This window comes from Hymenobacter sp. J193 (assembly GCF_024700075.1).
GTDB lineage: Bacteria > Bacteroidota > Bacteroidia > Cytophagales > Hymenobacteraceae > Hymenobacter.
This window is the reverse complement of sequence record NZ_JAJONE010000001.1, coordinates 1,499,819-1,524,968: the sequence shown is the minus strand read 5'-3', so window position 1 is coordinate 1,524,968 and position 25,150 is coordinate 1,499,819. Positions and strand designations below refer to the sequence as shown.

General features: G+C 61.8%; 22 protein-coding genes. 9 read left to right on the top strand and 13 right to left on the bottom strand.

What is annotated here, in order from left to right; genetic code table 11:
- Window positions 1–154: 154 nt before the first annotated feature.
- Window positions 155–2,704: an FdhF/YdeP family oxidoreductase gene (locus tag LRS06_RS06580; RefSeq protein ID WP_257870756.1), complete on the bottom strand. Its 2,550-nt coding sequence runs from the start codon at window positions 2,702–2,704 to the stop codon at window positions 155–157.
- A 41-nt stretch (window positions 2,705–2,745) separates the two neighbouring features.
- Complete coding sequence (locus tag LRS06_RS06575) at window positions 2,746–3,072, bottom strand: hypothetical protein (protein ID WP_257870755.1); 327 nt, start codon at window positions 3,070–3,072, stop codon at window positions 2,746–2,748.
- 205 nt (window positions 3,073–3,277) lie between these two features.
- Here LRS06_RS06575 and LRS06_RS06570 point away from each other — a divergent pair, with 205 nt between their 5' ends.
- From LRS06_RS06570 to LRS06_RS06555, 4 genes are read left to right on the top strand one after another with little or no spacing between them, the layout of a single operon-like run.
- On the top strand, window positions 3,278–4,033 hold the full coding sequence (locus tag LRS06_RS06570) for a hypothetical protein (protein WP_257870754.1): 756 nt from the start codon (window positions 3,278–3,280) through the stop codon (window positions 4,031–4,033).
- Window positions 4,034–4,078: 45 nt separating this feature from the next.
- Complete coding sequence (locus LRS06_RS06565) at window positions 4,079–6,835, top strand: TonB-dependent receptor (RefSeq protein ID WP_257870753.1); 2,757 nt, start codon at window positions 4,079–4,081, stop codon at window positions 6,833–6,835.
- The gene (locus tag LRS06_RS06560; protein WP_257870752.1) at window positions 6,835–7,977 is read left to right on the top strand and encodes a DUF4249 domain-containing protein; all 1,143 of its coding nucleotides are present in this window, start codon (window positions 6,835–6,837) and stop codon (window positions 7,975–7,977) included. Before LRS06_RS06565 ends, LRS06_RS06560 begins: the two co-directional genes overlap by 1 nt.
- A 51-nt stretch (window positions 7,978–8,028) precedes the next feature.
- The gene (locus LRS06_RS06555; RefSeq protein ID WP_257870751.1) at window positions 8,029–10,428 is read left to right on the top strand and encodes a hypothetical protein; all 2,400 of its coding nucleotides are present in this window, start codon (window positions 8,029–8,031) and stop codon (window positions 10,426–10,428) included.
- Here the strand turns inward: LRS06_RS06555 and fdhD are convergent.
- Window positions 10,423–11,304 carry a formate dehydrogenase accessory sulfurtransferase FdhD gene (gene fdhD, locus LRS06_RS06550; protein ID WP_257870750.1) on the bottom strand — a complete coding sequence of 294 codons (882 nt, stop codon included), beginning with the start codon at window positions 11,302–11,304 and terminating at the stop codon, window positions 10,423–10,425. The two genes, LRS06_RS06555 and fdhD, sit on opposite strands and share 6 nt — an antisense overlap.
- A gap of 114 nt (window positions 11,305–11,418) precedes the next feature.
- Here fdhD and moeB point away from each other — a divergent pair, with 114 nt between their 5' ends.
- Together moeB and LRS06_RS06540 are read left to right on the top strand one after the other, a co-directional pair.
- Entirely contained in the window at window positions 11,419–12,507 is a 1,089-nt protein-coding gene (moeB, locus tag LRS06_RS06545) for a molybdopterin-synthase adenylyltransferase MoeB (protein WP_257870749.1), read from the top strand.
- 252 nt (window positions 12,508–12,759) lie between these two features.
- Entirely contained in the window at window positions 12,760–13,926 is a 1,167-nt protein-coding gene (locus LRS06_RS06540; protein WP_257870748.1) for a putative sulfate/molybdate transporter, read from the top strand.
- Here the strand turns inward: LRS06_RS06540 and LRS06_RS06535 are convergent.
- The 3 genes from LRS06_RS06535 to moaA form a co-directional block, all read right to left on the bottom strand.
- The gene (locus tag LRS06_RS06535) at window positions 13,896–14,936 is read right to left on the bottom strand and encodes a leucine-rich repeat domain-containing protein (RefSeq protein WP_257870747.1); all 1,041 of its coding nucleotides are present in this window, start codon (window positions 14,934–14,936) and stop codon (window positions 13,896–13,898) included. The two genes, LRS06_RS06540 and LRS06_RS06535, sit on opposite strands and share 31 nt — an antisense overlap.
- Window positions 14,937–15,320: 384 nt before the next feature.
- The gene (locus LRS06_RS06530; RefSeq protein WP_257870746.1) at window positions 15,321–16,121 is read right to left on the bottom strand and encodes an alpha/beta hydrolase; all 801 of its coding nucleotides are present in this window, start codon (window positions 16,119–16,121) and stop codon (window positions 15,321–15,323) included.
- 21 nt (window positions 16,122–16,142) lie between these two features.
- Entirely contained in the window at window positions 16,143–17,129 is a 987-nt protein-coding gene (gene moaA, locus LRS06_RS06525; protein ID WP_257873387.1) for a GTP 3',8-cyclase MoaA, read from the bottom strand.
- Between the two features lie 219 nt (window positions 17,130–17,348).
- On the opposite strand from moaA, the gene moaD reads away from it, so the two are divergent.
- The gene (moaD, locus tag LRS06_RS06520; RefSeq protein ID WP_196955304.1) at window positions 17,349–17,591 is read left to right on the top strand and encodes a molybdopterin converting factor subunit 1; all 243 of its coding nucleotides are present in this window, start codon (window positions 17,349–17,351) and stop codon (window positions 17,589–17,591) included.
- 189 nt (window positions 17,592–17,780) lie between these two features.
- Entirely contained in the window at window positions 17,781–18,200 is a 420-nt protein-coding gene (locus LRS06_RS06515; protein WP_257870745.1) for a molybdenum cofactor biosynthesis protein MoaE, read from the top strand.
- Between the two features lie 112 nt (window positions 18,201–18,312).
- Here the strand turns inward: LRS06_RS06515 and LRS06_RS06510 are convergent, their stop codons facing one another.
- Both LRS06_RS06510 and moaC read right to left on the bottom strand, forming a co-directional pair.
- Window positions 18,313–19,497 carry an NTP transferase domain-containing protein gene (locus LRS06_RS06510; RefSeq protein ID WP_257870744.1) on the bottom strand — a complete coding sequence of 395 codons (1,185 nt, stop codon included), beginning with the start codon at window positions 19,495–19,497 and terminating at the stop codon, window positions 18,313–18,315.
- A complete protein-coding gene (gene moaC, locus LRS06_RS06505) occupies window positions 19,487–19,975 on the bottom strand; it encodes a cyclic pyranopterin monophosphate synthase MoaC (protein ID WP_257870743.1) in 489 nt (162 codons plus the stop codon). The genes LRS06_RS06510 and moaC overlap by 11 nt, the downstream gene beginning before the upstream one ends.
- Window positions 19,976–20,425: 450 nt before the next feature.
- On the opposite strand from moaC, the gene LRS06_RS06500 reads away from it, so the two are divergent.
- Window positions 20,426–21,655 (top strand): molybdopterin molybdotransferase MoeA, encoded by a 1,230-nt coding sequence (locus LRS06_RS06500; RefSeq protein WP_257870742.1) that lies wholly within the window; start codon window positions 20,426–20,428, stop codon window positions 21,653–21,655.
- A 30-nt stretch (window positions 21,656–21,685) separates the two neighbouring features.
- On the opposite strand, the gene LRS06_RS06495 is transcribed toward LRS06_RS06500, so the two are convergent.
- The 5 genes from LRS06_RS06495 to metF form a co-directional block, all read right to left on the bottom strand.
- The gene (locus tag LRS06_RS06495) at window positions 21,686–22,105 is read right to left on the bottom strand and encodes a putative signal transducing protein (protein ID WP_257870741.1); all 420 of its coding nucleotides are present in this window, start codon (window positions 22,103–22,105) and stop codon (window positions 21,686–21,688) included.
- 83 nt (window positions 22,106–22,188) lie between these two features.
- Window positions 22,189–22,719 (bottom strand): hypothetical protein, encoded by a 531-nt coding sequence (locus tag LRS06_RS06490; RefSeq protein WP_257870740.1) that lies wholly within the window; start codon window positions 22,717–22,719, stop codon window positions 22,189–22,191.
- 45 nt (window positions 22,720–22,764) lie between these two features.
- On the bottom strand, window positions 22,765–23,337 hold the full coding sequence (locus LRS06_RS06485; RefSeq protein ID WP_257870739.1) for an energy transducer TonB: 573 nt from the start codon (window positions 23,335–23,337) through the stop codon (window positions 22,765–22,767).
- A 202-nt stretch (window positions 23,338–23,539) separates the two neighbouring features.
- Window positions 23,540–24,019 carry a tetratricopeptide repeat protein gene (locus LRS06_RS06480; RefSeq protein ID WP_257870738.1) on the bottom strand — a complete coding sequence of 160 codons (480 nt, stop codon included), beginning with the start codon at window positions 24,017–24,019 and terminating at the stop codon, window positions 23,540–23,542.
- 91 nt (window positions 24,020–24,110) lie between these two features.
- Window positions 24,111–25,067: a methylenetetrahydrofolate reductase [NAD(P)H] gene (metF, locus tag LRS06_RS06475; RefSeq protein ID WP_257870737.1), complete on the bottom strand. Its 957-nt coding sequence runs from the start codon at window positions 25,065–25,067 to the stop codon at window positions 24,111–24,113.
- Between the last annotated feature and the right edge of the window lie 83 nt (window positions 25,068–25,150).

The following is a 25,150-nucleotide window of genomic DNA, read 5'->3' as shown; positions in this document are numbered from 1 at the left end:
ACGAAATAACCCGGTTCAACTCGTCAACCCATAGCTCATGCTTGTCGGCTATGCTCCCCGCATGCCGAGCATATCTTCCGGAGAGCCATCAAAAAACGTTTTTCCCGGCATCAACCGGGAAGGACGTATCAGCAAGCTGTATTCTGGGAAGTGGCTACGCCTCGGCAGCCAGACGTACTTCCAGCGGGGCGCCCACGGTTTTGCGGGTGGGCACTACCGTCACCACCACGTACTTGGAAGTAGGCGTGTTGCTGACTTTGGCCACGCTGCCCACGGGCACCAGCGGGTTGGCCTCAGGGAAGTAGGCGGCCACGTTGCCCCGCGGAATGTCGTAGGGCACCGCAATAAACTTTTCCACCGTGCGGCGTGTGCCCTCGAAGTGACTCGTAATATCAATGAGGGCCTGAGCCTGCAGGCTGCGGTCGGCCATATCCTGGCGGTTCATGAACAGCACGCGCCGCTCCCCGTGCACGCCCCGGTACCGGTCGTTGTAGTCGTAGATGGTCGTGTTGAACTGGTCGTGGCTGCGCACGGTCATCAGAATCAGCTGATCGGGCTCTACGGTGTGCTTTTCCAGCGCGGTGGCCGTAAAGTTGGCCTTACCGTTTTTGGTGGTGAATTTCCGTTCGCGCGGGCCATTAGGCAGGTAGAAGCCCCCTGGCCTCCGCAGCTTTTGGTTGAAGTCCTCGAAGCCCGGAATAACGCGCGCAATATGGTCGCGGATGACGTCATAGTTTTCCGTCATGGCCACCCAGTCGGCAATGTTGGTGCGGTTGCCCAGGGTGGCAATGGCCACGCCCGCCAGAATGGCTACTTCGCTCATCATCTGGCCCGGGAGGGGGGTGAGCACGCCCTTGTTCTGGCTTACCACGCCCATGGAGTTTTCGCAGGACGTCATCTGGTGCCCGGCTTTCTGCAGGTCCACGTCGGCATGGGTAAAGCAAGGCAGGAGCAGGCTGGTTTCGCCGGTGGTGAGGTGGCCGCGGTTGAGCTTGGTGCCCACAAAAACCGTGAGCTTCTGTCGGCGCATACCCTCGGCAATAACTTCGGTATCGGGCCCGGCACCCAGCAGGTTGCCCCCCAGGCTGAAGAATACCTTGGTTTTGCCCTTATACATGGCCTTGATGCTTTCCACCGTATCGAGGCCGTGCGCGTAGGGCGGCGTGAAATTGAACTCCTTGCCCAGGGCATCCAGGAACTCCTTGGTCGGCTGCTCCCAGATGCCCATAGTCCGGTCGCCCTGCACGTTGGAGTGGCCGCGCACCGGGCAGGTTCCCGCCCCGGGCTTGCCAATAGCGCCCTTCAGCAGGTGCAGGTTCACGATTTCCTGGATGGTTTGCACGCCCTGGCGCTGCTGCGTTACACCCATAGCCCAGCAGGTAATGATTTTTTGCTTGCGGGCCAGCAGGTTGGCCGCTTCCAGCAGCTGAGCCCGCGAAATGCCGCTCAACTCCTCAATATCTTCCCAGCTGGTGTTGCGGATATTCTGCTCGAAGGCCTCAAAGCCGGTAGTGTACTCGGCAATGAAAGCGCGGTCCGCCACCTGGCCGGGATTCAGGTCCTCGGCCTCGAAGAGGTGCTTCATAATACCGCGCAGCAAGGCCATGTCCCCATCCACGCGCACCTGCAGAAACAGGTCGGTTATCTGGGTGCCGTCGCCGAGCAAAGTGCCCAGCGCCCGTAGCGGATTCATAAAATCCTGGGGGTTTTTGAAGGCCAGCAGACCAGCTTCGGGTAGAGGGTTCACCGCTATAATTTTAGCCCCGTTGCGTTTGGCTTTCTGCAGGGCCGTGAGCATGCGCGGGTGGTTGGTGCCCGGGTTCTGCCCAATGATAATGATGACTTCGGCCTCGTGGATGTCGTTGAGCGTGACGGAGCCTTTGCCCAAACCCAGCGTAGGGCTGAGGGCCGCGCCGCTGCTTTCGTGGCACATGTTGGAGCAGTCGGGCAGGTTATTGGTGCCAAACTGCCGCACAAACAGCTGAAACAGGAAGGCCGGCTCGTTGGGTACTTTGCCCGAGGTATAAAACACGGCTTCGTCGGGCGAGGCCAGCGCGTTCAGGTTATCGGCAATCAGCTGGAATGCCGCCGGCCACTCGATGGGGGAGTAGTGGTTGTCGCCGGGGCGCTTCACCAGGGGGTGGGTGAGGCGGCCGGCGTTATTCTGGTCCCGGTCGGTCATCTTCGACAGCTCGGCCAGGCTGTGGCGGGCAAAGAACTCGGGGCCGGCGGCCCGCTCATCGGCGTCGGAAGCCGTGGCCTTGGCGCCGTTTTCACAGAACTCGGCTACGGAGCGGTGGTCGTCGGGGTCGGGCCAGGCGCAGCTGGAGCAGTCGAAGCCGTCCTTCTGGTTCATGTTCAGCAGCCCCCGCGTGCCTCGGTTCAGCCCGCCCTCACTCCACCCAAATGCCATGGACTTGATAACGGCCGTGACGCCGGCGGCCACCTTAGCGGGCTCCGTGAGGTGCAGGCCGGTGGGCGCTTCGGGCGGCTGGGCCAAGATGGGGTGGTGGTACTTGGCGTTGGCTACGTCGGGGGCGGGAATGGTGCTTTGGTCGCGCATGGCTTGCGGGTCGGGGCGGTAGTGGTCGGGGGCCGGGGCCTCGCCCTGGTCGGCCCGCTCCCCGCTCTGTGGTTTGTTGGCGGCTTGCTGCTGGGGGGCATTGCCGGCTTTACCGGGGTCAGCTTTGGGAGAATCTTCCATAAGGGCGCGCAACGAAACAGGGGTGGGAGGGAACAGCCGGGCTAATGCTTGCAGCCCAGGTCTTTTTCTACCAGAATATGCAGCACTTGGTTGTGCTGTACGGCTACGGTGCCACGCAGGCTCACCTGCTCCGTTGAAGTCCAGGCGTCGGCCACGGCGGCGGGCAGCAGCACCCGGATGCAGCCGGCTTCGGCCTGCACCGTGAGGGCGGGCACATCGGTGGTGCGCTCCAGGGTGTAGGTCAGCTGGTCCGTGGCCCGCAAGCCTAGCGGCACCACCGTTTCCAGGCGACCGTGCTGGCGGAACGCGGTTACTTCGGGCTGATCGAGGCGCAGGCGCAGGGTGTTGTCTTCGAGGCGGAGCTTCATTTCGCTTTAAACAATGCAATCAGCAGGAAAAGGTTTCAGCCGAAAAGCGGGGTGCTAAGGGAGCAGGCTGGTTGGGTTACCCGGTTTTTTGTACTATTCTCCCGGAATTGTGCAGGTGGGTGCATGCCCGCTCAGGAAGTTTTTATACTTTGGAGGGCTTATTGGAGACTGTATAATGGGGCGGCGTGCGCACGGGTTAGATCAAATGAAGAAAGTGTTTTACGGCTGCCTGAGCATAGGGCTTTGGCTGACCGCGTCCGGAGCCTGCGCGCAGAGCATCAAAGCCGATTCCAGCGCCGTGGCGGCGGCCATCAGCAGCCTCAGCCAGCGGTATTCCGAGGGGCTGCGCTACGAGTCGCGGCTTTACAACGGGCCCGAGTACGTGAGCACCGTGCGGTCCTACATCAAGGGGCACGCGTTTCTGGCCTCGGCCGACCCGCTGCCCGCCACCGTGGAGTACGGCGGAGCCCTGTACACCGACGTGGCGATGCGCTACGATCTGCTGCGCGACCTGCTGGTGGTGAAGGCTCCGCTGGGCGCCCTGGATATGCAGCTGGTAAGTGAGCGGGTAACGCGCTTCACGCTGGATGACCGCCAGTTTGTGCGCCTCGTGGTGGACTCGGCCAGCGCCTCGCCGGTGCGCACGGGCTTCTACGAAGTGCTGCTGGATGGGCCGGTGCAGGTGCTGGCGGCCCGCCGCAAAAACATGCAGCAACGCTCCACGGCTACCGGCATGGAGGGCGAAATCACCCAGAAGGACAGCTACTACATCGGCAAAGGCACCCGCTACTACGGCGTGGACAATGGCAAGACGATGCTGTCACTGTTCCCGCAGAACAAGGCTGCCCTGCGCAAATACATCCGAACCGAGAAACTGAAGTTCGGCAAAACCAGCCGCGAAGCTTCCCTGGTGGAGCTGGCGCGGTACCAGGCCTCGTTGCCGCCTACCCCCGGCAAGTAAGCCGCTTTCTGTACGGCCCCCACCCGCGGGGCCATTGACCTTGCTATGAAACTCGTTTACCGAATTATTCTGCTGCTGCTGTGTGCCCTCGGTAGCCTTCGCAGCTACGGGCAGCAAACCGAGCCGCTGGTGAGCGGCAGCTTCCAGAACCTGAGCGTGGAAGAGTTTGCGCGGCAGCTCCAGGCCCAGACCCGCTACCGCTTTTTCTTTGACTCAATGGCGGTGCAGGGCGTGAAGGTGAACCTGCAGGTGCAGGCGCAGCCCCTGAGCCGGGTGCTGCAGCAGGCCTTGGCGCCCACCACCGTGCGGTTTGCTGTGGACGAGGACCACAACGTGTTTTTCACCAGCGGCACGGCTATGGCTACCAATGTCCCCGGAAACTTCTTCCAGCCCGGCGCGGTGGCCGATGTAGCCGCTACCGCCGATACGCTGACTACCATCCGCGGCGGGCGCGCTACCAGCCCGGCCCGGCTCTATGAAATCGGGCGGCCGGGCGCGGCCAAGGGGCCCACGGCCACGGTGGCGGGCCACATCCGCGAAGCCAAATCCGGGGAGCCGGTGCTGGGCGCCTCGGTGTACATTACCTCCCCATCCATCGGCGCCTCCACCGACCAGTTTGGCTACTATGCCCTTACGCTGCCGGTGGGTGCCCATATCCTCAACATTCGCGGCATTGGCATCAAAAACACCCAGCGCCGCATTGTGGTGCACGCCGATGGCAAGCTGGAAGTGGAAGTGGAAGAAGATATTACCGCCCTGAAGGAAGTGCGGGTGGAAGCGGAGAAAGACAAAAACGTGGCTGGTCTGCAGATGGGCGTCGAAAAGCTCGACATCAAGACCATCCGGCAGGTGCCCACGGCCTTCGGCGAAACCGACATTCTGCGGGTGGTGCTTACCCTGCCCGGCGTGAAATCCATCGGTGAGGGCAGCACCGGCATCAGCGTGCGGGGGGGCGCTACCGACCAGAACCTGATTCTCTTCAACGACGCCACGGTGTACAGCCCATCTCACCTGTTTGGCTTCTTTTCGGCCTTCAACCCCGACATTCTGAAGACAGTGGAGCTCTATAAAAGCGCCATTCCGGCCCGCTATGGCGGCCGCCTTTCGTCGGTGCTGGACATTGCCACCCGCGACGGCAACAAGAAAAAGCTGGCCGGCTCGGGCGGCATCGGGCTGCTCACCAGCCGCCTCACGCTGGAAGGCCCCATCATCAAAGACAAAAGCTCATTCATCATCGGGGGCCGCTCCTCGTACTCCGACTGGATTTTGCGCCGCCTGCCCGACCGCAGCCTCAAGGAAAGCGCCGCCTCCTTTTATGACGTGAGTGCCCACATCAGCCACGAGCTGGACGATAAAAACACGCTCTACGCCACCGGCTACCTGAGTCGGGACCGGTTTAAGCTGGCCTCCGACACCGCTTACGCCTACCAGAACCGCAACGCCAGCCTGAAGTGGCGCCACACCTTCAGCAACACGCTCTACGGCGTGCTCACGGCCACCGGCAGCCAGTACGGGTACGATGTTACGAGCGAGAAAAACCCGGTGAGTGCCTCGGCGCTGGCCTTCAATCTGGCGCAGGTGGGTTTGCAGGCCGATTTCAGCTACTTCCGCAACGCCCAGCACACCATCGACTTTGGGGCCAGTACGCTGCGCTACCGCCTCCGGCCGGGTCGCCTCACGCCCCAGGGCCCGGAGTCGTTGGTGGAGCCCGACGACCTGGGCCGCGAGCAGGGCCAAGAAAGCGCCCTGTACGTGTCGGACCGCTGGGACGTGACGCCGCGGCTGGCGCTTTCGGTGGGGCTGCGCTACTCGCTCTACCAGGCTCTGGGCGCCCGCGACGTGTACGAGTATGCGCCCGGCGTGGCCCGCACCGTGTACAGCATCACCGATACGGTACACTACGGTGCCGGCAAAACCATTGCCACCTACCACGGCCCCGAGTACCGCCTCGGGCTGAAGTACGCGCTGTCGGACCGCTCCTCGCTGAAAGCCAGCTACAACCGCACGCGCCAGTACATTCACCAGCTTTCGAACACGGCCTCCCTGTCGCCGACGGACACCTGGAAGCTGAGCGACGCCTACGTGCGGCCCCAGGTGGGCGACCAGTTCTCGGTGGGCTACTACCGCAACTTCCGCAACAACACCATCGAAACCTCGGTGGAAACCTACTACAAGTTCATGCACGACTTTGTGGACTACATCAGCGGGGCCTCGCTGCTGCTGAACCACCACCTCGAAACCGATATCATCAACGCCGAGGGCCGGGCCTACGGCGTGGAGTTTTCGGTGAAGAAGTCGACGGGCAAAATCAACGGCTGGCTGAGCTATACCTATTCCCGCTCCCTGGTGCGGGCCAACGCCGGCACGCCCGCCGAGCAGATCAACGGCGGCAAGTACTACCCCAGTAACTTCGACAAGCCCCACGACGTGACCCTGGCCGGCAACTACCGCTTTAGCCGCCGCTTCAGCACGTCTCTGAACTTCAACTACAGCACCGGCCGCCCCATCACATTGCCACTCACCACCTACTACCTGGAGGGCGCCACCCGCGTGTTCTACTCCGACCGCAATGCCTACCGCGTACCCGACTATTACCGCGTGGATTTTGCCATAAACATCGAAGGTGGCCACAAAGCCAAAAAGCTGGCCCACAGCTCCTGGACGCTGTCGGTGTACAACCTCACGGGGCGGCGCAACCCCTATTCCGTGTACTTCAAGGCGCAGAACGGCAAAATCAACGGCTACCAGCTTTCCATTTTCGGGCAGCCGATTCCGAGCGTCACGTATAATTTCAAGTTCTGATGATACGCTTCAATTCCCGCCTGCGGAAATACCTGGCCGCTGCCCTCGTGCTGCTGCTGGGCAGCTGCGTCGATAAGTTTGAGCCGGAAGTGCTGGACGCGCCGCAGAACTACCTGGTGGTGGATGGCTTCATCAACCTAAGCGGCCCCACCACCATCCGCCTGTCGCGCACCAAGAACGAGGCCAACGCGCCTGTACCCGTAGAAGCCGCCGCCGTCGTCACAATTCTGGATGACGCCGGCGCGGCCTACCTGCTCCCCGAGCAGCAGCCCGGCACGTATCAGTCGGCGCCCCTGAGCCTGAGCTCTGACCACCGCTACCGCCTGCGCATCCGCACCGCTTCCGGCCAAGAGTATGAGTCGGACCTGGTGGCGGCCCGGCAAACCCCGCCGATTGACCAGGTAAGCTGGGAGCTGAACAACCGGGGCGTGCAGATTTACGTGAGCACCCACGACGATGCCAACGCCACGCGCTACTACCGCTGGCGCTACGAGGAAACTTGGCTGTTTCACTCAGCTTACCAGTCGGGCCTGGAGTACGTGGACGGCGTAATGCAGAACCGGCAGGAAAGCATTTATTACTGCTGGGGCAGCGAAAACTCCACCGCTATTCAGCTGGGCAGCACCAGCCGGCTCAGCCAGGACGTGGTAACGGATGCGCCGCTTCGGTTGCTGGAGTCCAACTCCCTGAAGCTGGGCATCAAATACAGCATTCTGGTAAAGCAGTATGCCCTCACGGCTGAGGAATTTGCTTACTGGGAAAAGCTGAAAAAGAACACCGAAAGCCTCGGCGGCCTGTTTGACCCGCAGCCCACCCAGCTGACGGGCAACGTGCACAACCTGGCCGACGCGTCTGAGCCGGTAATCGGGTACGTGGGCGCGGCCACGGTCACGGAAAAGCGCCTGTTTATCGACCGTACCGAGCTGGGGTCCATTCTGCGCTTTAAGACCGGCTACGAGGACTGCGGCAACCCCGACACGGTGCTGCTGGCCGATGTACCCTCGTACTTCAGCAGACCCAGCCTGCTGCCCATAGAAGGCATATACGTGGCCCGCACGCTGATAGGGTATACCGGCAACCCGGCCGTGTGCGTGGACTGCCGCCTGCGCGGCACCACGGTTAAACCCGATTTCTGGCCCTAGCGCCGGACCAGCCGTTGCGTTGATACCCGTTTTATCTGAACCCTTTGCCCGATGCTGTTTCGCCGCCTTTCCCTGGTTTGTTTGACGCGCTGCGTGGTCCTGCTGGGCGGCTGCCTGGCCGGGCTGGGCAACGCAAGCCCGGCGCTGGCCCAGGCCGACTCGCTGCAGAGCATAGCCCGACGCTTCGCCCACTACAGCCAGCAAACCCCCGCCGAAAAGCTGTTTCTGCACCTCGACCGGCCCAGCTACGTGAGCGGGGAAAGCATGTGGTTTAAGGTGTACGCCGTGGAAGGCAGCTCGCACCGGCCCCTGCCCGTCAGCTCGGTGGCGTACGTGGAAGTGCTGGACCCGGTACAGAAACCCGTATTGCAAGCCAAAGTTTCGCTGAAGCAGGCCACGGGTGCTGGCTCCTTTGTACTGCCCGCCACGCTGCCCTCCGGGCGCTACACGGTGCGGGCCTACACCAGCTGGATGCGCAACTTCAGCCCGGAGCTGTACTTCCATACCAGCGTCGCCATCGTGAACACCCGCGCGCCGCTGGGTGTAGCGGCCAAGCCAGCCGCGGCCGCCTACGACCTGCAGCTGTTTCCCGAAGGCGGCTACCTCGTGCAGGGCGTTCCGAGCAAAGTGGGCTTCAAGCTAACCAACGGCGCTGGCCAGGGCGTAGCGGCCGAGGGCACAGTGCTGGACCAGAGCGGCAACACCGTAGCTTCTTTCCGCACCCTGCGCTTTGGCCTGGGTTCATTCAGCTTCACGCCCGCCCAGGCGGGGCAGGCCTACCGGGTAGTGGCGAAGTTGGCCAACCAGCAAACCGTAACGGCCAGCCTGCCGCCAGCCCGGGAAGAAGGCTACGTGATGCGGCTGGTAGACGGCGGCGCGGGCGTCAGCCAGCTGCGCCTGGTAGTGCAAACGCGGGGCGCAGCCCTGGAAAATGAGCGGGTGTATCTACTGGGCCACGCCGGCCAAAAAGTAGCCCTGGCCACTGCCGGGGAGTTGTTTGAGGGTCGAACCGTATTTACTGTGGACAAGCAGCAGTTGGCGGCCGGTATTTCGCACTTCACCCTCTTCAACAGCCGCCGGCAGCCGGTGTGCGAGCGGCTCTACTTCCGCCCACCTACCAATGCCCTCAAGCTCACGGCCCAGGCTGACAAGCGCCAGTACACGGCCCGCGAAAAAGTGACCCTGCAGGTGGCTGCCGACCAGGCTGCCAGCTTATCGGTAGCCGTGTACCAGGTCGATTCGCTGTCGGCGGCGGGTGGGCCAGATATGGCCGGCTACCTGTGGCTGACGTCGGATCTGAAAGGCGCCGTGGAAAACCCCGGGTACTACCTCAGCCCCGAAGCTGCCGAGGCCGCCGACAACCTGATGCTCACCCAGGGCTGGAGCCGGTTCCAATGGAAGGACGTGCTCAGCAACAACCCCGGCCAGCTGCCTTACTTGCCCGAGTTGAACGGCCCGCTGGTGCGGGGCCGGGTGATGCACCGCTTCACGGGCGCATCGGCCTCCAATATTCCGGCCTACTTGTCGTCACCCAGCCGCCACATTCAGTTGTACACTGCCGTCAGCAAGCCCGAGGGCAGCCTGCAGTTTGAAGTGCCCGACCTCTACGGCCGCCGGCAGCTGATAGCCCAGACCAACACCCAGCGCGACAGTATGTACCGGATAGAGCTGTTCGACGCCTTCGCGCCCCGGCCCGCTGGCTTGCCGGCTTCGCCGCTGGCTGTGGCGGAAAGCTGGGCCGTGGGGCTCCGCCGCCGCGCCGTGCAGGCCGAGGTGCAGCAGCGCTACTATGGTAGCCGCCCCGTGGTATACACGGCCCCGGCCACCGACAGCATTGCCTTCTACGGACAGCCCAGCGAAAAATACCGCCTCGACGACTACACCCGCTTTAAGGTGATGGAGGAGGTAATGCGCGAGTACGTGCCCGGTGTGCTGGTGCGCATCCGCAAAGACGGCTTCCACTTCCTGGTGCCCGACAACAACTCTAATACCGTCTCCGAAAACCCCTTGGTGCTGCTGGATGGCATGCCCGTCTTCAACGTCAACCGCATCATGGCTTTCGATCCGCTGAAGGTGCAGAAGCTGGACGTGGTGAAGTCACGCTACCTGCTGGGGCCGCTGATTTCGGACGGTATCGTGAGCTACACCACCTATAAGGGCGACCTGGCCGGTTTTCCCCTTGACGCACACGCGCTGCTCCAGGAATACGAAGGCCTGCAGGGCCAGCGCGAGTTCTACGCCCCCCGCTACGACGCGCCCCGGCAGCAGCAAAGCCACCTGCCCGATTTCCGCAACCTGCTGTACTGGAACCCCAACGCGCCGGCCGGGGCCCCGCTCACCTTCTACACTTCCGACCAGGTGGGCACTTACCGGGTGGTGGTGCAGGGCCTGGCTGGGACCGGGCAGGCAGGCAGCGCTTCCTTCACCTTTGACGTGAAGGCCCCTTTATAGCCCGGCGGTTCTGCCTACAATCCGCCAGGGGTGGGAATATATGTTATAGCGGCCCTGGCGCAGGAAGCCGCACACGGTCAGGCCAAAGTTGTGGGCGGCCTGCACGGCCAGGGAGCTGGGGGCGCCCACGGCAGCCAGTACCGCAATGCCCGCCACGGCTGCTTTCTGCACCAACTCAAAGCTTACGCGCCCGCTCACCAGCAGCACGTGCCGGTGCAGCGGCAGCCACTCCTGCAGCAGCGCGGCCCCGATTACCTTATCGAGGGCATTGTGGCGGCCCACGTCTTCGCGCAGCAGCAGCAGCTCACCCTCCGGCGAAAACAACGCCGCCGCGTGCAGCCCGCCGGTTTGCTCAAACAGCTCCTGCTGTGCCCGCAGCCGCTCCGGCAGCTGGTGCAGCAGGTCGGCGGCTACGTAGGGGCCATCGGTGGGCAGCACGGGGCAGGCAGCCGCGTGCACGGCCTCAACGCTGGTTTTGCCGCACACGCCGCAGCTGCTGCTGGTGTAGAAGTGGCGCTCCAGGCGCGGCAGGGCTACGGATACGGTGGATGCCAGCTCGGCCCGCACCACGTTTTCGCGCTCTTCTTCCTTTTCCACATCGGGGCAGTACAGGATGCCGTGCAGCTCCTGGCGCCGGCTGATGATGCCTTCGGTGAGCAGGAACCCGGCCGCTAGCTCGAAGTCGTGGCCAGGCGTGCGCATGGTAATAGCCAGCGTGCGGTGTTCCCGCTGGCCGGTGGGCCCAAACCCCAGCCGGATTTCCAGCGGCTCTTCAGCGGCCAGAATGTCGGACGCCGCCGTGATGGTAGTGCCCTGCACCTTGTGCACGGTTACGTAGTCGTAGCTGGTGGGCGGCAGTAGAACGGGCGCGGGCATAAGAAGCGCAGGACAAAACGAGTTGGGAGGTGCAGAGTTAACCTTTCAGACCGGATGTAAGTTTGAGTGGGGAATTTGATCTAGCTGCCCCGGCGTTTAGTTTTCCTGTTTTTTATGCTCACGTCCGAAGAACGACAACGCTACCGCCGCCACCTGCAGCTGCCCGAAATAGGGGAGGCGGGGCAGGAAAAGCTGAAAGCCGCCCGCGTGCTGGTGGTAGGAGCCGGCGGCCTGGGCTGCCCGGTGCTGCAATACCTGGCCGCCGCCGGCGTGGGCACGCTGGGCATTGTGGATGCCGACGTGGTGGATGCCAGCAACCTGCAGCGCCAGATTCTATACGGCCCCGCCGATCTGGACCAGCCTAAAGCCGAAACCGCCGCCCGCGCCGTGCACCGCCTCAATCCTTTGGTGCACACCGAAGTGCATGGCTGCCGCGCTACGTTGGGTAACGTGCGCGAGCTGGTGCGCAAGTACGACGTGGTGGTGGACGGCTCCGACAACTTTCCAACGCGCTACCTGCTCAACGACGCCTGCGTGAGTTTGGGCAAGCCCCTGATTTCCGGAGCTATCTACAAGTTTGAGGGACAGGTTTCGGTATTCAACTACCAGGGTGGGCCTACGTATCGTTGCCTGTTTCCGCAGGCGCCCGCGGCCGACGAGGCGCCTAATTGCGCCGCCACCGGCGTGCTCGGCGTGCTGCCCGGCCTGGTTGGCACGGCCCAGGCCACCGAAACGCTCAAGGTGCTGCTGGGCATCGGGGAGGTGCTGTCGGGCCGACTGTGGCTTTTTGATGCCCTTACTTTCCAGACGCGCACGTTGCGCTTTGCCCGCCGCCCCGAGCAGGCCGCCATCAGCCTCGAAACCGCCAACCCCGCTGACTACGCCGACCTGTGCGGTGCCGAGGTCAATCAGATTTCACCCGCGGAGCTGCGCCAGCAGCTGGAGTCGGCGCACCCGCCGTTTCTGCTGGATGTGCGCGAGCCGGAGGAGTACGCCGCTGGCCACCTGCTTGGGGCCACGCTACTGCCGCTCGGCAGCATCGGCCAGGGCGTGGGCGCCGTGCCGCGCCACCATCCGGTAGTGGTGTACTGCCGCTCCGGGGCCCGCAGCCGCCGCGCCGTTGAGCAGCTCCAGATGGAGTTCGGTTTTGCTAATCTTCTGAACCTGGAAGGCGGGTTTCTGGCCTGGGAAGAAGCTGTTTAATGTGCTAATGTGGGTGAATGTGCTGAGGTGCTAATACTCGAAATGTGCTCAGATGCTGGTACATGTCGTGGTGAGCAACGCACTGCTCATACTTACCCCGGAAAGCTTATTCTTGTTCTTGCGGTATTGACAGACTTTCACCCAGCCCTTTGGCACGTTCCCCAGAACGGATGGCTTAGCTCGCCATAAAAGCTAAAGCATTAGCACCTCAGCACATTCCCCACATTAGCACATTCAACCACATTAACGCACATGCCCCTTACTGCTTTGCCGCCTCACCGTCCCCGTCTCCGCTTCGACCGCAACGAGCTGGCCGGGGCTTTTGGGGATTTAGGGACGGATCTGCCGCTGCTGATCGGGGTTATTGCGGCCTCAGGTATGGACAGTGCGGGCGTGCTCATCCTGTTTGGGCTGATGCAGGTGTTTTCGGGGTGGTGGTACGGAATGCCCATGCCGGTGCAGCCGCTCAAGGCCTTTGCTGCCCTGGTTATTGCCCAGAAAATTCCCGGCCGCGTCATCTTCGGTGGGGGACTGGCCATAGGCGTGGGCATGCTGCTGCTGTCGGTTTCGGGGCTGATTGATGGGCTGGCGCGGCTGGTGCCTAAGCCCGTTGTCCGGGGTATTCAGTTTGGGCTGGCCCTGCAGTTGGCTACGCTGGCCCTCAAGGAGTACGTGCCCGCCGACGGCCTCGGGGGCTACGCGCTGGCAGCCGCAGGCTTCATCGTTACGGTGGTGCTGCTGGGCAACCGGCGCTGGCCGGCCGCGCTGGTGGTGCTGGCCCTGGGCGTGGCTTACGGGCTGCTGTTCAAGCTTGACTTGGCTACCGCGCAACGCGCCATCGGGCTGCGCCTGCCCACTTGGCACGTGCCGCAGTGGCCCGATATCCTCACGGGCGCAGTGCTGCTGGCCCTGCCCCAGATTCCGTTGTCGCTGGGCAACTCGGTGCTGGCTACCCGGCAGGTAGTGCAGGACTACTTCCCGGAGCGGCCGCTCACGGTGCGGCAAATCAGCTTCACCTACGCCCTCATGAACCTGGTGAATCCATTTCTGGGCGGTTTCCCGGTGTGCCACGGCTCGGGCGGCATGGTGGGGCACTACACGTTTGGCGGGCGCACCGGCGGCTCGGTGGTGCTCTACGGGCTGCTTTTTCTCACGCTTGGCCTGTTTTTCAGCCAGGGCTTCCAGCAGATTGTGCACATTTTCCCGCTGCCCATTCTGGGCGTGCTGCTGCTCTTCGAGGCCCTCACACTGGCCACCCTGCTCCGCGACATCAGCACCCACCGCGCCGACCTGCTTCTGGCGCTGCTGGTAGGGTTGCTGTGCAGCGGCCTGCCCTACGGCTACCTCGTGGGCCTAGTGGCCGGCACGGCGCTGTACTACGCCATGCGTCAGGGCTGGGTGGGTTTGGGGAAGAGATAAGGACGATACCGCAGCTCGAGTTTGCGAAGCTTCGGTAGCCGCTGCAGGTCTACAGTGTCAAGGCCCGTGTACTGAATGTTGAGTTCTTCCAGTTGCTTTAATTGATATACTGCGGATGGCAGCGAATCCAGTGGGTTGTCTTTCAGACTCAGACGCCGTAAATGAGGTAAAGTTTTAAGTGCATCAACGTTGGTTATCCTATTCTTACGAGGGTTATTCCAGAAGCTATTTAACTCTATTATTTCCAGGTTTTGGAGCCGGCTAATGCTGGCGGGCAGTGTGCGAAGGTTGGCATTGCCCAGATGTAGCTCATGCAAGTTTGCCAGCCCGTTTACAGCTTGCGGGTAGCGGACCAAGCGATTATCATTCAGGTTCAGCACCTGCAGATTTTTCATCTGCTTGATGGATTCCGGGATACTGTCCAGCCGATTCAGCTCCAAATTCAGCTCCCGAAGGCTGTCCAACTGGTAAAGTTCTATGGGAAACTGCGCTAAATCATTATAGCCCAGATTTAGTTTCTTCAGCCGCTTCAGATTGGTAAAGCCAACGGGTAATGCAGGTAGACTGCTTAGATGCAGATTCAGTTCCTCGAGGTTATACAGCTCTCCGAGGCGGACATACAGCGTGTCGGGGCCACTGTCCCGTCCGTTGCGCTTTTCATACTGAATGGCATACGTAACCAAATCCAGTGACTTTACTTTGGCTGGTTCTTTCAGCGCCAGCCGCAGGTCGTCGTACCGGCCCTTGAAGTCCTTGCGGGTCCGCTCAAAGTAGTTGGCATCGAGCCGGAAGGTAAACGTTCCCCGCAAGAGAGGCTTCCGGCGCTTTTTCGCGTCGAGGTACTGCAAATCAAACCGTAGGCGCGGCTGGGTGGCGGAAGTATTCAGTCGGGTAATGGTACCTGTAATACCCTGAAACTGCTCAAAGTGCCACGTAGCCCGGTCATAGCCGATAATGGTAAAAGCAGCATTAGGCACCGGCATACGCTGGCCAACGGCCAAGTCGTTCAAGTGCTTGATACGCAGAAAAACCTTTTGCTATACCATGTATCACTGATATGCGGTCGGCTGGAATAGTAGCTGTATTGCAATACCTCAAACCGGCCGCTGTCCAGTTCGGTGCCTCCAATTATATCTGCTCGGCGCAGGTAGCTGGTTTTGGTTTGCGTTTGTTGCCAATGCAGAGTGCGCCGATACACCCTTTTCAATGGTTTGCAGCTTCCTGCCAGCAATAAGCCCGTAAAAATCAACCAAGAAGTTATCTGCCAATACCGCATATCTATTCTCTGTTCTTACCTAATCGTACTCATATACTCATATACTCAAAACTAGCCCAATGCAGCGGACGTTGTAGCTCGGCCTCGAAGTCATTTGTTGAGGGATACAATCCACAACCTACGGCTTGACCAGCACTTGCCGGATAAGCTGTTGATAAAACGGGTCGTCCGTCATGCCATTGTGGCCCACGCCGGGCAGCGTGATAAAGTGGTCCTGGGGCTTGAGGACACTCTTTAACGCCAGCGAAGCCTGGTGGCTGATAACCTCATCCTGTTCGCCGTGAAAGATGACGACGGGGGCTGAAACATGGGGCAGCACTTCGTCGGTAGCCAGTGGGTAGCGCACCACCAGGCCAGGTACCCAGGGGTAGTGCTGCCGGGCCATTGCCCGCATACTGGTATAGGGCGCCTGCAGAATCAACAGCTTAGGATGGTGCCGGGCCGCCAGCCAGGCCGCCGCTCCTGTGCCAAGCGAGTAGCCCAGCAGCACCGTCCGGTTTTCCGGATACTCCAGCAGTAGTTGCTGATAGGCCGTATCCGCATCAGCCAGAAAATGCTGTTGGCTGCTGATGCGGCCTTCGCTTTTGCCGTAGCCCCGGTAATCGAGCAGAAATACGTCGTAGCCCAGGCGGGTGTAGGTAGGGGCTACCTCGCCCCAGGTGTCGAGGGCGCCGCCGTTGCCATGCAGGTAAAAGATGAGGCCCCTCGACGAATCGGCGGGGAATAATAGTCCGTGCAGGCGGGTGCCGTCGGCGGCCGTAATCCACCGCTCCTCAAAGGGCTGAGGAAACCGAAAGCGGTAACTGGGCGGGAGTTTGGTAGGAAAGAACAGCAGCCGCTCCTGCTGGAAGTACAGCAATAGGCACACGGCTAGGTACAGCGCGGCTCCAAGACCCAGAATCCACAGCAAAGCTTTCATCAGGAAAGGAATGTTAACCCGTTACCCCCCAATCGTGCTCATCGACTCGAAGCTAAGCTGATGCACGGGGCGCTGCTGCTCGGCCTCGAAGCCGTTGGCGGCACGACGGCGGAAAGCTGATTTCAAGGCCTCGGCAATCTGTTCATCGGAGGAGCCGCCGCGCAGCAAAGCCCGGATATCGAGCACGCCCTGGTCGTAGAGGCAGGTTTTGAGGCCACCCTCGGCCGTGAGGCGGATGCGGTTGCAGGTGCCGCAGAACGTGCGCGAGTACGCCGCAATAATGCCCAGGCGACCCTGGTGCCCGGCCACGGTGTAGTGCGCGGCGGTGTCGCCGGGGCGCGTAGCCACGGGAGTAAGCTGGCCCAGGTGAGCTTCGAGGTGCTCCCGGATGCGGTGGTGGTTCCAGGGCAGGGTAGCGGCGTGGCTGTGGCCGTTGAAGGGCATTTCCTCGATGAAGCGCACATCCACGGGCAGGTCGCGCGTCAGCTCGGCCAGGGGCAACAGGTCCTGGGTGTTCTGCCCGTCCATCACCACGGCATTGATTTTGACGCGGATACCGGCCGCCAGCAGCGCATAAAAGGTGTCGAGCACCCGGGGCAGCTCGTCGCGGCGGGTGATGCTAGCAAACCGGGCGCGGTCCAGGGTGTCGAGGCTGAGGTTGACGGCCCGCACGCCCATCCGGGCCAGCTCCGGCACGTGGGGCGCCGTGAGCACACCGTTGGTTGTCAGCGTCAGCTCCTCGATGCCGGGCAGCTGGCTTAGCCGGTCCATGAAGGGCACTAGGTCGCGGCGTACGAACGGCTCCCCGCCGGTGAGGCGCACTTTGCGCACGCCCAGGCCCGCCAGGATGGCCACCAGTCGCTCCATCTCCTCGTAGCTCAGCAGCTCCCGCTTGGGCAGATACTGAATGCCTTCCTCGGGCATGCAGTAAAAGCAGCGCAGGTTGCACCGGTCCGTGACGGCCAGCCGCAGGTATTCCAGCGGGCGGCCGTGGTTATCAAAAAGCACCGACGGAACAGACATTGCAGATTGGACTGAGAAAAAATAAAGAAGCCGGACGGGGCGAAGCCCCTATACGCAGGCGGTCAGAAGCTGGCTATACGAACAACAATTGGCCGGCTCCGTAGTTCAAGCCCTGGCAGACGGCACGACGGTTTCTTGTTCCAAAGTAGCGGTTTCGCCGGAAAACGGGTAATCTGCGCTGAAATCTGCTTTTACTGACTTGCTATGAATCTGAAAATTGCCTTGTTCGGCATTGCCCGCGAAATCGTGGGGCAGTCTGCCCTGGAAGTTTCCGCCCCCGAGGGCCAGTCGGCGCGGGGGCTGCTGCAGGATCTGCACGCCCGCTACCCCGAGCTGGCCCGCCTTTCCAGCCTGGCCGTGGCCGTCAACAACGAATACGCCGCCGAGGATGCACCCCTGCGGGAACACGACGAAATTGCCCTCATTCCGCCGGTCAGCGGCGGATAGTTGAGCCCACCATTCCGAGCATGTGGCGCGTCAAGCAAGGGACCGAGGAACCTCGCACGCTGACGATGTCAAAGTAAATTGTCATGCTGAGCTTGTCGAAGCATCTCTACTGCTTCTTTGGATTACCATTGCAACGAAGCAAGACGTAGAACGTCATGCTTCGTCTCTATCACCCAGCCCATTACTGTCTTGATTCACATCGACCTGACCGACCAGCCCATTGACGTAGCCGCTGCCCTGCAAATGGTGGAGGCCGATGGGGCGGGCGCCATCAACACCTTCATCGGTACGGTGCGCAACCAAAGCACCGGCCGCCCCGTGGTGCGCCTGGAGTACGAGGCCTACGACAGCATGGCTTTGCACCAGCTGCGCAAAGTGGCCGAGCAGGCCCTGGAGCGGTGGCCCATGCTCCAGCAAGTGGCCGTCATTCACCGCAAAGGCACCCTCTACATCGGCGACGTGGCCGTGGTGGTGGCCGTATCAACGCCGCACCGGGCCGAGAGCTTCGCCGCCTGCCAGTTTATCATTGACACCCTAAAACAGGTAGTCACCATCTGGAAAAAGGAGTTCTATGAGGACGGCGACGTATGGGTGGCCGCGCATCCGTAAGGGAATGTAGGGGCGGGGCTTGTCCCCGCCCGGTCGTTGCCCGATACCCGTCGAGCGGCGCGGACGGGAACAAAGCCCTTACACAGGTAATGAAGCGGCTTCGCCAGTCTGATTACACCTTCCTCATGGTTTCCACCACCTGCGCGGCTTCCTCCGGGGTGTTCACGTTGCGTAGCTCTTGGGGCGCGGGCGCGGGCAGCAGCTCAATGTCGGAGTTGATGAGGGTTTTGCGCGGGCAGCTGTAGCCCAAACTCAGGAAGCGCAGCAGCGTGGTATAGCTGCGCGGCTCCCAGATGGTGATAAGCGGCTCGGGCCACTCGTTTTCAGGGCTCCGAAACGCCGTTGCCAGCCGCCCGGCGTGGCGGTGCCGCACCAGATGCTTCAGCGTAGCCGCCGACAGCAGGGGCAGGTCGCAGGATACTACCAGCCAGGCGGCGTTGGGGTCCTGGCGGAAAGCCGAGAGCAGGCCACTCAGCGGGCCCAGGTCCGCAAAGGTGTCGGGCAGGGGACGCAGCCCGGCGTATTCCAGCTCCACCACCTGATCGGGGCGACAGGAAACGTGCACATCCTGGCAAAAAGGCGCCAGCAGCTCGGCGGCGTAGGCACGCTGCTCCTGGCCGTGATAGGCGAGCTTGCCTTTATCCTGGCCCATGCGCTGGCTGCGGCCGCCCGCCAGTACCAGCCCCCGCAGCGGCGGCGCGGCCTGCTGCCATTCCTCCAAAATCAGCGCGGCAATAGCGGCCGTATCGTGCAGGGACAGCACGGGCACCGGCGCTTCGCCCAGGTGAGCGCGCAGGTAGGGTGGTACTTCCGTTATGCCCTCGGGCAAAAGCAGGGCACGCACGTCGGTGAGGCGGTCCAGCTTTTTCTCCACCGGCTTGGCCGGGTCCAGAATCACGAGCTGCTGCCGGGCGCGAAAGTGGTTGCCGTTTACCAGCACTAGGCTTTCATGCTGCAGCAGTTCCGGCTGACTGAATTTATTTAGGCTTCGCTTTACATCAAGGCGGGTGAAGGTGATTTTGTCGGTCAGCTCGGCCGCGGCGCTGGCTTGTAAAATAGCATCCTGGCCGCCGCTGCCGCCCTGGGCCGCGTCGTCGCCGGCGGCGTGGTCGGCATCCACGTAGGCTACGCGCAGCTGCGGGGCCAGCACGGGCAGCAGCCGGGTTACCAGCTCCTTGATTTTGCCGCAGGGCGCGCCCAGAATAGCGAGTTCATGACGGCCGAACTCGCCCAGGTGCGGGCGGGCCAGGTGGGCGTGCTTGCTGCGCGGGGTGTCGGCGGCGGAATTATTCAGCATGGTGGAAGTCCTGTTTGCCGCCGGTTTTCGCCAGCAGGCGCGTTTCCTGAATCACAATGTCGTGCGACAGGGCTTTGCACATGTCGTAGATGGTGAGGGCGGCCACGGACGCGCCGGTCAGGGCCTCCATTTCCACGCCGGTTTTGCCCGTCACGGTGGCGGTGCACTCGATAAGCACGGCGTCGGGGCCATCCACTTCAATGGTTACCTGGCAGTTGTCGAGGCCCAGCGGGTGGCACAGCGGAATCAGTTCGGACGTACGCTTGGCGCCCATGATGCCCGCCAGAATAGCCGTCTGAAATACGGGGCCTTTGCGCGTGGGCAGGTCGCCTTCCTGCACCAGGGCTATGATTTCGGGGCCCAGCACCACGCGGCTGCGGGCCCGGGCCACGCGGCGGGTAGGCTGTTTGGCGCCCACATCCACCATAGCCGGCTGCCCGGCGGCGTTGAGGTGAGTGAGTTTGGCAGAGTCAGACATAAAGCGAAAAGACAAAGAAAAGCAGCGGCCGAACCCCTGGCCGCGCAGGAGTAGTACGCGAAAAGGATAACCGTTGCCAACGGAGTAAGTTGAAGGCGCGCCAACGGAAAGCGCCGTGCAAGCTAACGGATCAGGGAATGGATGCGGGGCGTGTACGCTTCGGGCACGAATGCACCCCACGTCTGAAGCGTGCTAATCCAAAGCTGAAGCTATGTCCTTACTGAACATTGCGAATGTCGTTGCTGAACATTTGGAATGTCGTTGCTGAACATTTAGAATATCGTTACTGAACATTTGAAATGTCGTTACTGAACATTGCGGATGTCACTGCCTTGCATGGTGTATAGCGGCAGCTGAAGGTGCTGTGCTGCCCGGCAATACGGAGTGTGCATCAGGTATGCGGATGAGAAAGGCTGCGCCCGCTCCGGCGCTTCCGCTACCTTCGCGGGTATGATTTCCGTTGCCGAAGCCGCCCGCCTCGTGGCCGCCACCATCCGCCCGCTGCCGCCTGAGTTTCTATCCTTGCATTTGGCGGCCGGGCGGGTGCTGCGCGAAGACCTGCGCGCCGACCGTGACTTTCCGCCCTTCAACCGCGTGGCTATGGACGGTATTGCCCTGCGCTACGCGGCCCTGGCGGCCGGTCAAACGGAGTTTTGCATCGACAACACCCAGTTTGCCGGCCAGCCTCCCGTGTGCGTGCCGGATGCCACGGCCGCCATCGAAATCATGACCGGGGCCATGCTGCCGGCGGAGCTGGATACCGTTATCCGCTACGAAGACCTCACCTTCCGCACCGATGCCGCTGGCCAGCGCTGGGCCCGGGTGGAAGCAGCGCCGCCCAAGGCCGGCCACAACATCCACCCCCAGGCCGCCGACCGCCGGCAGGGTGACCTGCTCGTACCAGCCGGTACGCGCCTGGGGCCCGCCGAGCTGGCCGTGGCGGCTACCATTGGAGCAGTTACCGTAGCCGTCACGCGCCAGCCGCGGGTGGCAGTGGTGAGCACCGGGGATGAGCTGGTGCCGATTACGCAGGTGCCCGCCGCCCACCAGATCCGGCGCTCCAACGCCATTATGCTGCAGGCGGCGGCCGAAACTGCCGGCGCCATCACCGAAACGTTTCACTTCGACGATGACCCCGCCGCCCTGCGCCAGGGGCTGCCGGCGCTGCTCACCGGGTTCGATGCGGTGGTGCTGAGCGGGGGAGTATCCATGGGCAAGGCCGATTTTTTGCCCCAAGTGCTGCGCGAGTTGGGCGTCGAGCAGCTGTTTCATGAAGTGCGGCAGCGGCCCGGCAAGCCTTTCTGGTTTGGGCAGCGCCCGGGCGGAGCGGTGGTGTTTGCCCTGCCCGGCAACCCGGTGTCGTCGTTTGTGAACTTCTACCGCTACGCCCGGCCCTGGCTGCTGGCCGTGCAGCAACCTACCGGCACCGCGCCGGGTGGTGCCACCCCCACCACTGCTGTACTCACGCAGCCCGTCGATTTCAAGCCACCCATCACCCACTTTCTGCTCGTGCGCCTGGCTGCTGATTCCAATGGCCGCCTGCTGGCCACCCCGGAGCGGGCCGGGGGCTCCGGCGACATGGCCAGCCTACTTATCTCCAACGGTTTTCTGGAGCTGCCACCGGAGATTGAGCACTTTCCGGCCGGCACGGTGCTGCCGGCGTGGTGGTTTCGGGAATGAGTATTCAGGCAGGTACTAATCGGTAAAGCATCAGCCCTCAAAATCGTTTCCGCAGTGAAAGCAGTGGCACAGAGGCCGCTCGGGCGCCAGAAACCACAGGCGCAGGCGGGTAAGTAAGGTGTCAGTAGGCTGTGGGTGCTGGCGGCACACCACGTCGGAGTGCTGGCAGCGCGGGCAGCGCACGGTTTCGGTTGCTGTTTCGTCCTCGGGTGGCAGCGCGTGCATGAGGGCCTGGGCTGGCTGCAGCACCGCCTGAGCGGCGGCCAGATCGGGTTGGCGCACGTGCAGGCGCACCGGGTCGAGGGCCGAGCTGTAGGGGCGGTGCTCGTTGCTGAGAAAACACGGAATGCCAGCCGCCTCCAGCTGATTTTTAGCCAGATGGGCCGCAATGCCATCCGCAAAAGTGGCGACGAGCACAATGGGCGAAGACGATGGAGGCTCGGAAAGCATAAGGTAAGAGCAGCGTGGCAATACAATAAACAACAAAAGCACCCGGTTGGGTGCTTTTGACAACGGAAACTAAGGCCGCAGGCTTACGGCTGCTTTACGGCGCCGCCCAGGTCTTTCACGTCGCGGCTGGTTTCCATGGTTACAAACTCGGCCTGCAGCGCCCGAATGCGCAGCTCGCTACGGGCCGGCAAATCCAGGCGAATGGCTTTCAGCCGCTCGTTCAGCTGCTTGTAGATGGCGCTGGCATAGTCCCAGTCGCGTTGCGTCCACTGGCGGCGCAGGGTGCGGGTCTGGCGCAGCAGTTGGGTGTAGGCCGGCTCAATGGTCGTGACGGTGAGCTGGTCGATGGCGGCGTAGGTGCCCAGCAGCTGTTGCGTGAAAGCCGTGGTGGCCGCGTTATCCAGGGGCTGGCGGCTGCGGACCCGCGAGGCCGAATCGAAGCGGGCGGCACGGCGGGCGGCCACGCGCATCTTGCTGGCGGCAGTGCTGGCCAGGGTGTCGAGCTCATGCACTTCGTTGCGCACGGCTTCCTGCCGCTCACGCGGAGTAGAGTCGCAGGCGGTGAGCAAGGCGGCGCACAGAAGAGGGGCTGCGTAGGGTAGGAACGTTTTCATGCCCCTAACATACGCAGCCCCTCGCTATTTGATGGGTGCAGGCCGCTACTGCGTCTGCATGCGGAAGGTAAAGGGCATTTCGTATACCACTGGTACCGCCCGGGAACCCCGACGGGCTGGTATCCACTGCTGCGGAATAGACTTAGCCACCCGTAGCGCCTCTTCGTTGCAGCCGCCCCCAATACCCAGCAGCACCTGGTGGTCGGTAGCGCGACCCAGCGTATCTACTAAAAAGGAAATAATGACCTTGCCCTGAATTTTCTTAGCCTGGGCTTCCCCAGGGTAGTTCAGGCGGGTCATGAAGGTGCCCAGCAGGGCGTCGCCACCCAGAAACAGCGGGGGCTGATCGACGCGGCCACTGGTCCAAGAGTCGCCTTCCTTGATGCGGTAGACGCGGTCTTCGATGGGCCGGAAGTAGATCAGCTGGTTTTTCGAGTGGTCGTACTTCTGAGCTATTACCTGCGTACCGTCGCGGGTATAGGCGTAGTACTCCCACACGCCTACTTTATTGCCTTTTTCCAGGGTACCGCTTTCAAACTCGGTTTTGCGCGTGCGCTGGGCCAAAGCCCCGGAAACACATAGTAGTAGTAGTAAGGTAAAAAGTAGAGCTTGCTTCATGGGAATTATGCGTGCGAGGTGGGAAATTTTTTGTAGGATCAGTGCAATTTGTAAACGGCAGCTTCCCCTTCCCTTACCAGGTAGCAAGTATTGTTCCAACCGTCTGAGCCAGACTATTGGAACACCATGCGGCAAGGGGTGGGGCACCTACCGTCCGGGAAATTTACAAAACTTCCGCCTGACTAGGAATAATCTTACGCAGCTAATTTTCAAGCTCATCTGTTTTATCCCTCAGATCATATATCTGACCCTGCAGGCCCGGCCAGTTGGGGCAGAGGCGCGCTACGCGCTCCAGCGACGCCAGGGCCCCTGACCAGTGTTCCAGCATAAGCAGTATCTGGGCCTTGCCCATCAGTGCCCCAAAGTGGCAGGGCTCCAGGCGAAGGGTTCTGGCAATATCCTGCAACGCCGCTCGGTATTCGCCTCGCATGTAGTACGCGGTAGCGCGTTTGTTCCAGCCTTCCGCGTACTGCGGGGCGGCCTCGATAAGCGCAGAAAAATCCTGGATTGCCTGCGTGTAGTCGTCGGCGGCCAGGGCACGCATACCAGCTTCCAACTGCTTGTCCTGCGAGGGGTTGCCGGTGCGCAGCCATAGCAGCCAGATGCCTTCCTGCAGGGCCTCTATTTCCGGCGGTGTAGCAGCCCGGCGCAGGCGAACAAACAACTCGTTGAGGGCGTCCAAGGCGTGAAATGGTGAGATGGTGAAATAGTGCGTTTTACGTTCCTACTGCGCCATTTGTGCTGGTAGAGCGTAAAACGCACCATTTCACCGATTAAAACAGGGCCGCTGCTACCCGGCGGGTGCTTTCCGACTTGCCCATGCTGTAGTAGTGCAGTACCGGCACGCCGTGGGCCATCAGCTCCCGGCTTTGGTTGATGCACCACTCAATGCCAATTTCGCGGGCGGCCGCGTTGTCGGGGGCCAGGTGCACGGCATCGGCCAGCGCCTCCGGAATGTTCAGGAAGAAAGCCCGCGGCAGCATCGTAAGCTGGCTTTTGGTGGTCAGGGGCTTGAGGCCGGGGATGATGGGAACGGTGATGCCCGCCTCGCGGCAGCGCTTTTCGAAGTTGAAAAACTGCTCGTTGTCGAAAAACATCTGCGTTACAATGTAGTCGGCCCCGCGGTCTACCTTGTGCTTGAGGTAGCGCAGGTCGGCCCCGTAGTTCGGCGACTCAAAGTGCTTTTCCGGGTAGCCGGCCGTGCCGATGCAGAAGTCGGTGGCCCACACGTCATCCTGCTTTTCATCCAGGTATGCTCCTTTGTTCAGGTCCGAAACCTGCCCGATCAGGTCACAGGCGTACGCGTGGCCGTCGGGGTTAGGTATAAAGCTGCCTTCCGACTTGATAGGGTCCCCACGCAAAGCCAGCACATTGTCGATGCCCAGAAAGTGCAGGTCGATAAGGGCATTTTCGGTTTCTTCCTTCGAGAAGCCCCCGCAGATCAGGTGAGGCACGGTATCTACATCGAAGCGGTTTTTGATGGCCGCGCAGATGCCAACCGTGCCAGGCCGCTTGCGCACCGTTTTCTTTTCCAGCAGGCCATTCGGGTGCTGGCGGTACACGTATTCCTCGCGGTGGTAAGTCACGTCGATAAACGGCGGTTTGAACTCCATCAGGGGCTCAATATTGGAGAACAGGTTCTGGATGTTCTCGCCTTTTTTTGGAGGCAGCACCTCGAAGGAAAACAGCGTTTTACCGTTGGCGCGGGTCAGGTGTTCGGTTACTTTCATGTAAAAGGAAGCAGAACGAAAACTCCCCTCCTCAGACGAGGAGGGGATGTTTCAGCAACGCTGAAACTGGGGTGGTTGACGTC

What these genes read in the sequence shown, in the direction of transcription:
- fdhD (WP_257870750.1), bottom strand. Translation starts at nt 11,304, where the DNA reads ATGCCCGCGCCCGTTCTACTGCCGCCCACCAGCTACGACTACGTAACC.
- LRS06_RS06530 (WP_257870746.1), bottom strand. Translation starts at nt 16,121, where the DNA reads ATGAAAGCTTTGCTGTGGATTCTGGGTCTTGGAGCCGCGCTGTACCTA.
- LRS06_RS06500 (WP_257870742.1), top strand. Translation starts at nt 20,426, where the DNA reads ATGATTTCCGTTGCCGAAGCCGCCCGCCTCGTGGCCGCCACCATCCGC.
- LRS06_RS06555 (WP_257870751.1), top strand. Translation starts at nt 8,029, where the DNA reads ATGCTGTTTCGCCGCCTTTCCCTGGTTTGTTTGACGCGCTGCGTGGTC.
- moaC (WP_257870743.1), bottom strand. Translation starts at nt 19,975, where the DNA reads ATGTCTGACTCTGCCAAACTCACTCACCTCAACGCCGCCGGGCAGCCG.
- moaD (WP_196955304.1), top strand. Translation starts at nt 17,349, where the DNA reads ATGAATCTGAAAATTGCCTTGTTCGGCATTGCCCGCGAAATCGTGGGG.
- LRS06_RS06495 (WP_257870741.1), bottom strand. Translation starts at nt 22,105, where the DNA reads ATGCTTTCCGAGCCTCCATCGTCTTCGCCCATTGTGCTCGTCGCCACT.
- LRS06_RS06510 (WP_257870744.1), bottom strand. Translation starts at nt 19,497, where the DNA reads ATGCTGAATAATTCCGCCGCCGACACCCCGCGCAGCAAGCACGCCCAC.
- LRS06_RS06570 (WP_257870754.1), top strand. Translation starts at nt 3,278, where the DNA reads ATGAAGAAAGTGTTTTACGGCTGCCTGAGCATAGGGCTTTGGCTGACC.
- LRS06_RS06485 (WP_257870739.1), bottom strand. Translation starts at nt 23,337, where the DNA reads ATGAAGCAAGCTCTACTTTTTACCTTACTACTACTACTATGTGTTTCC.
- LRS06_RS06490 (WP_257870740.1), bottom strand. Translation starts at nt 22,719, where the DNA reads ATGAAAACGTTCCTACCCTACGCAGCCCCTCTTCTGTGCGCCGCCTTG.
- LRS06_RS06580 (WP_257870756.1), bottom strand. Translation starts at nt 2,704, where the DNA reads ATGGAAGATTCTCCCAAAGCTGACCCCGGTAAAGCCGGCAATGCCCCC.
- LRS06_RS06575 (WP_257870755.1), bottom strand. Translation starts at nt 3,072, where the DNA reads ATGAAGCTCCGCCTCGAAGACAACACCCTGCGCCTGCGCCTCGATCAG.
- moeB (WP_257870749.1), top strand. Translation starts at nt 11,419, where the DNA reads ATGCTCACGTCCGAAGAACGACAACGCTACCGCCGCCACCTGCAGCTG.
- metF (WP_257870737.1), bottom strand. Translation starts at nt 25,067, where the DNA reads ATGAAAGTAACCGAACACCTGACCCGCGCCAACGGTAAAACGCTGTTT.
- LRS06_RS06560 (WP_257870752.1), top strand. Translation starts at nt 6,835, where the DNA reads ATGATACGCTTCAATTCCCGCCTGCGGAAATACCTGGCCGCTGCCCTC.
- LRS06_RS06565 (WP_257870753.1), top strand. Translation starts at nt 4,079, where the DNA reads ATGAAACTCGTTTACCGAATTATTCTGCTGCTGCTGTGTGCCCTCGGT.
- LRS06_RS06540 (WP_257870748.1), top strand. Translation starts at nt 12,760, where the DNA reads ATGCCCCTTACTGCTTTGCCGCCTCACCGTCCCCGTCTCCGCTTCGAC.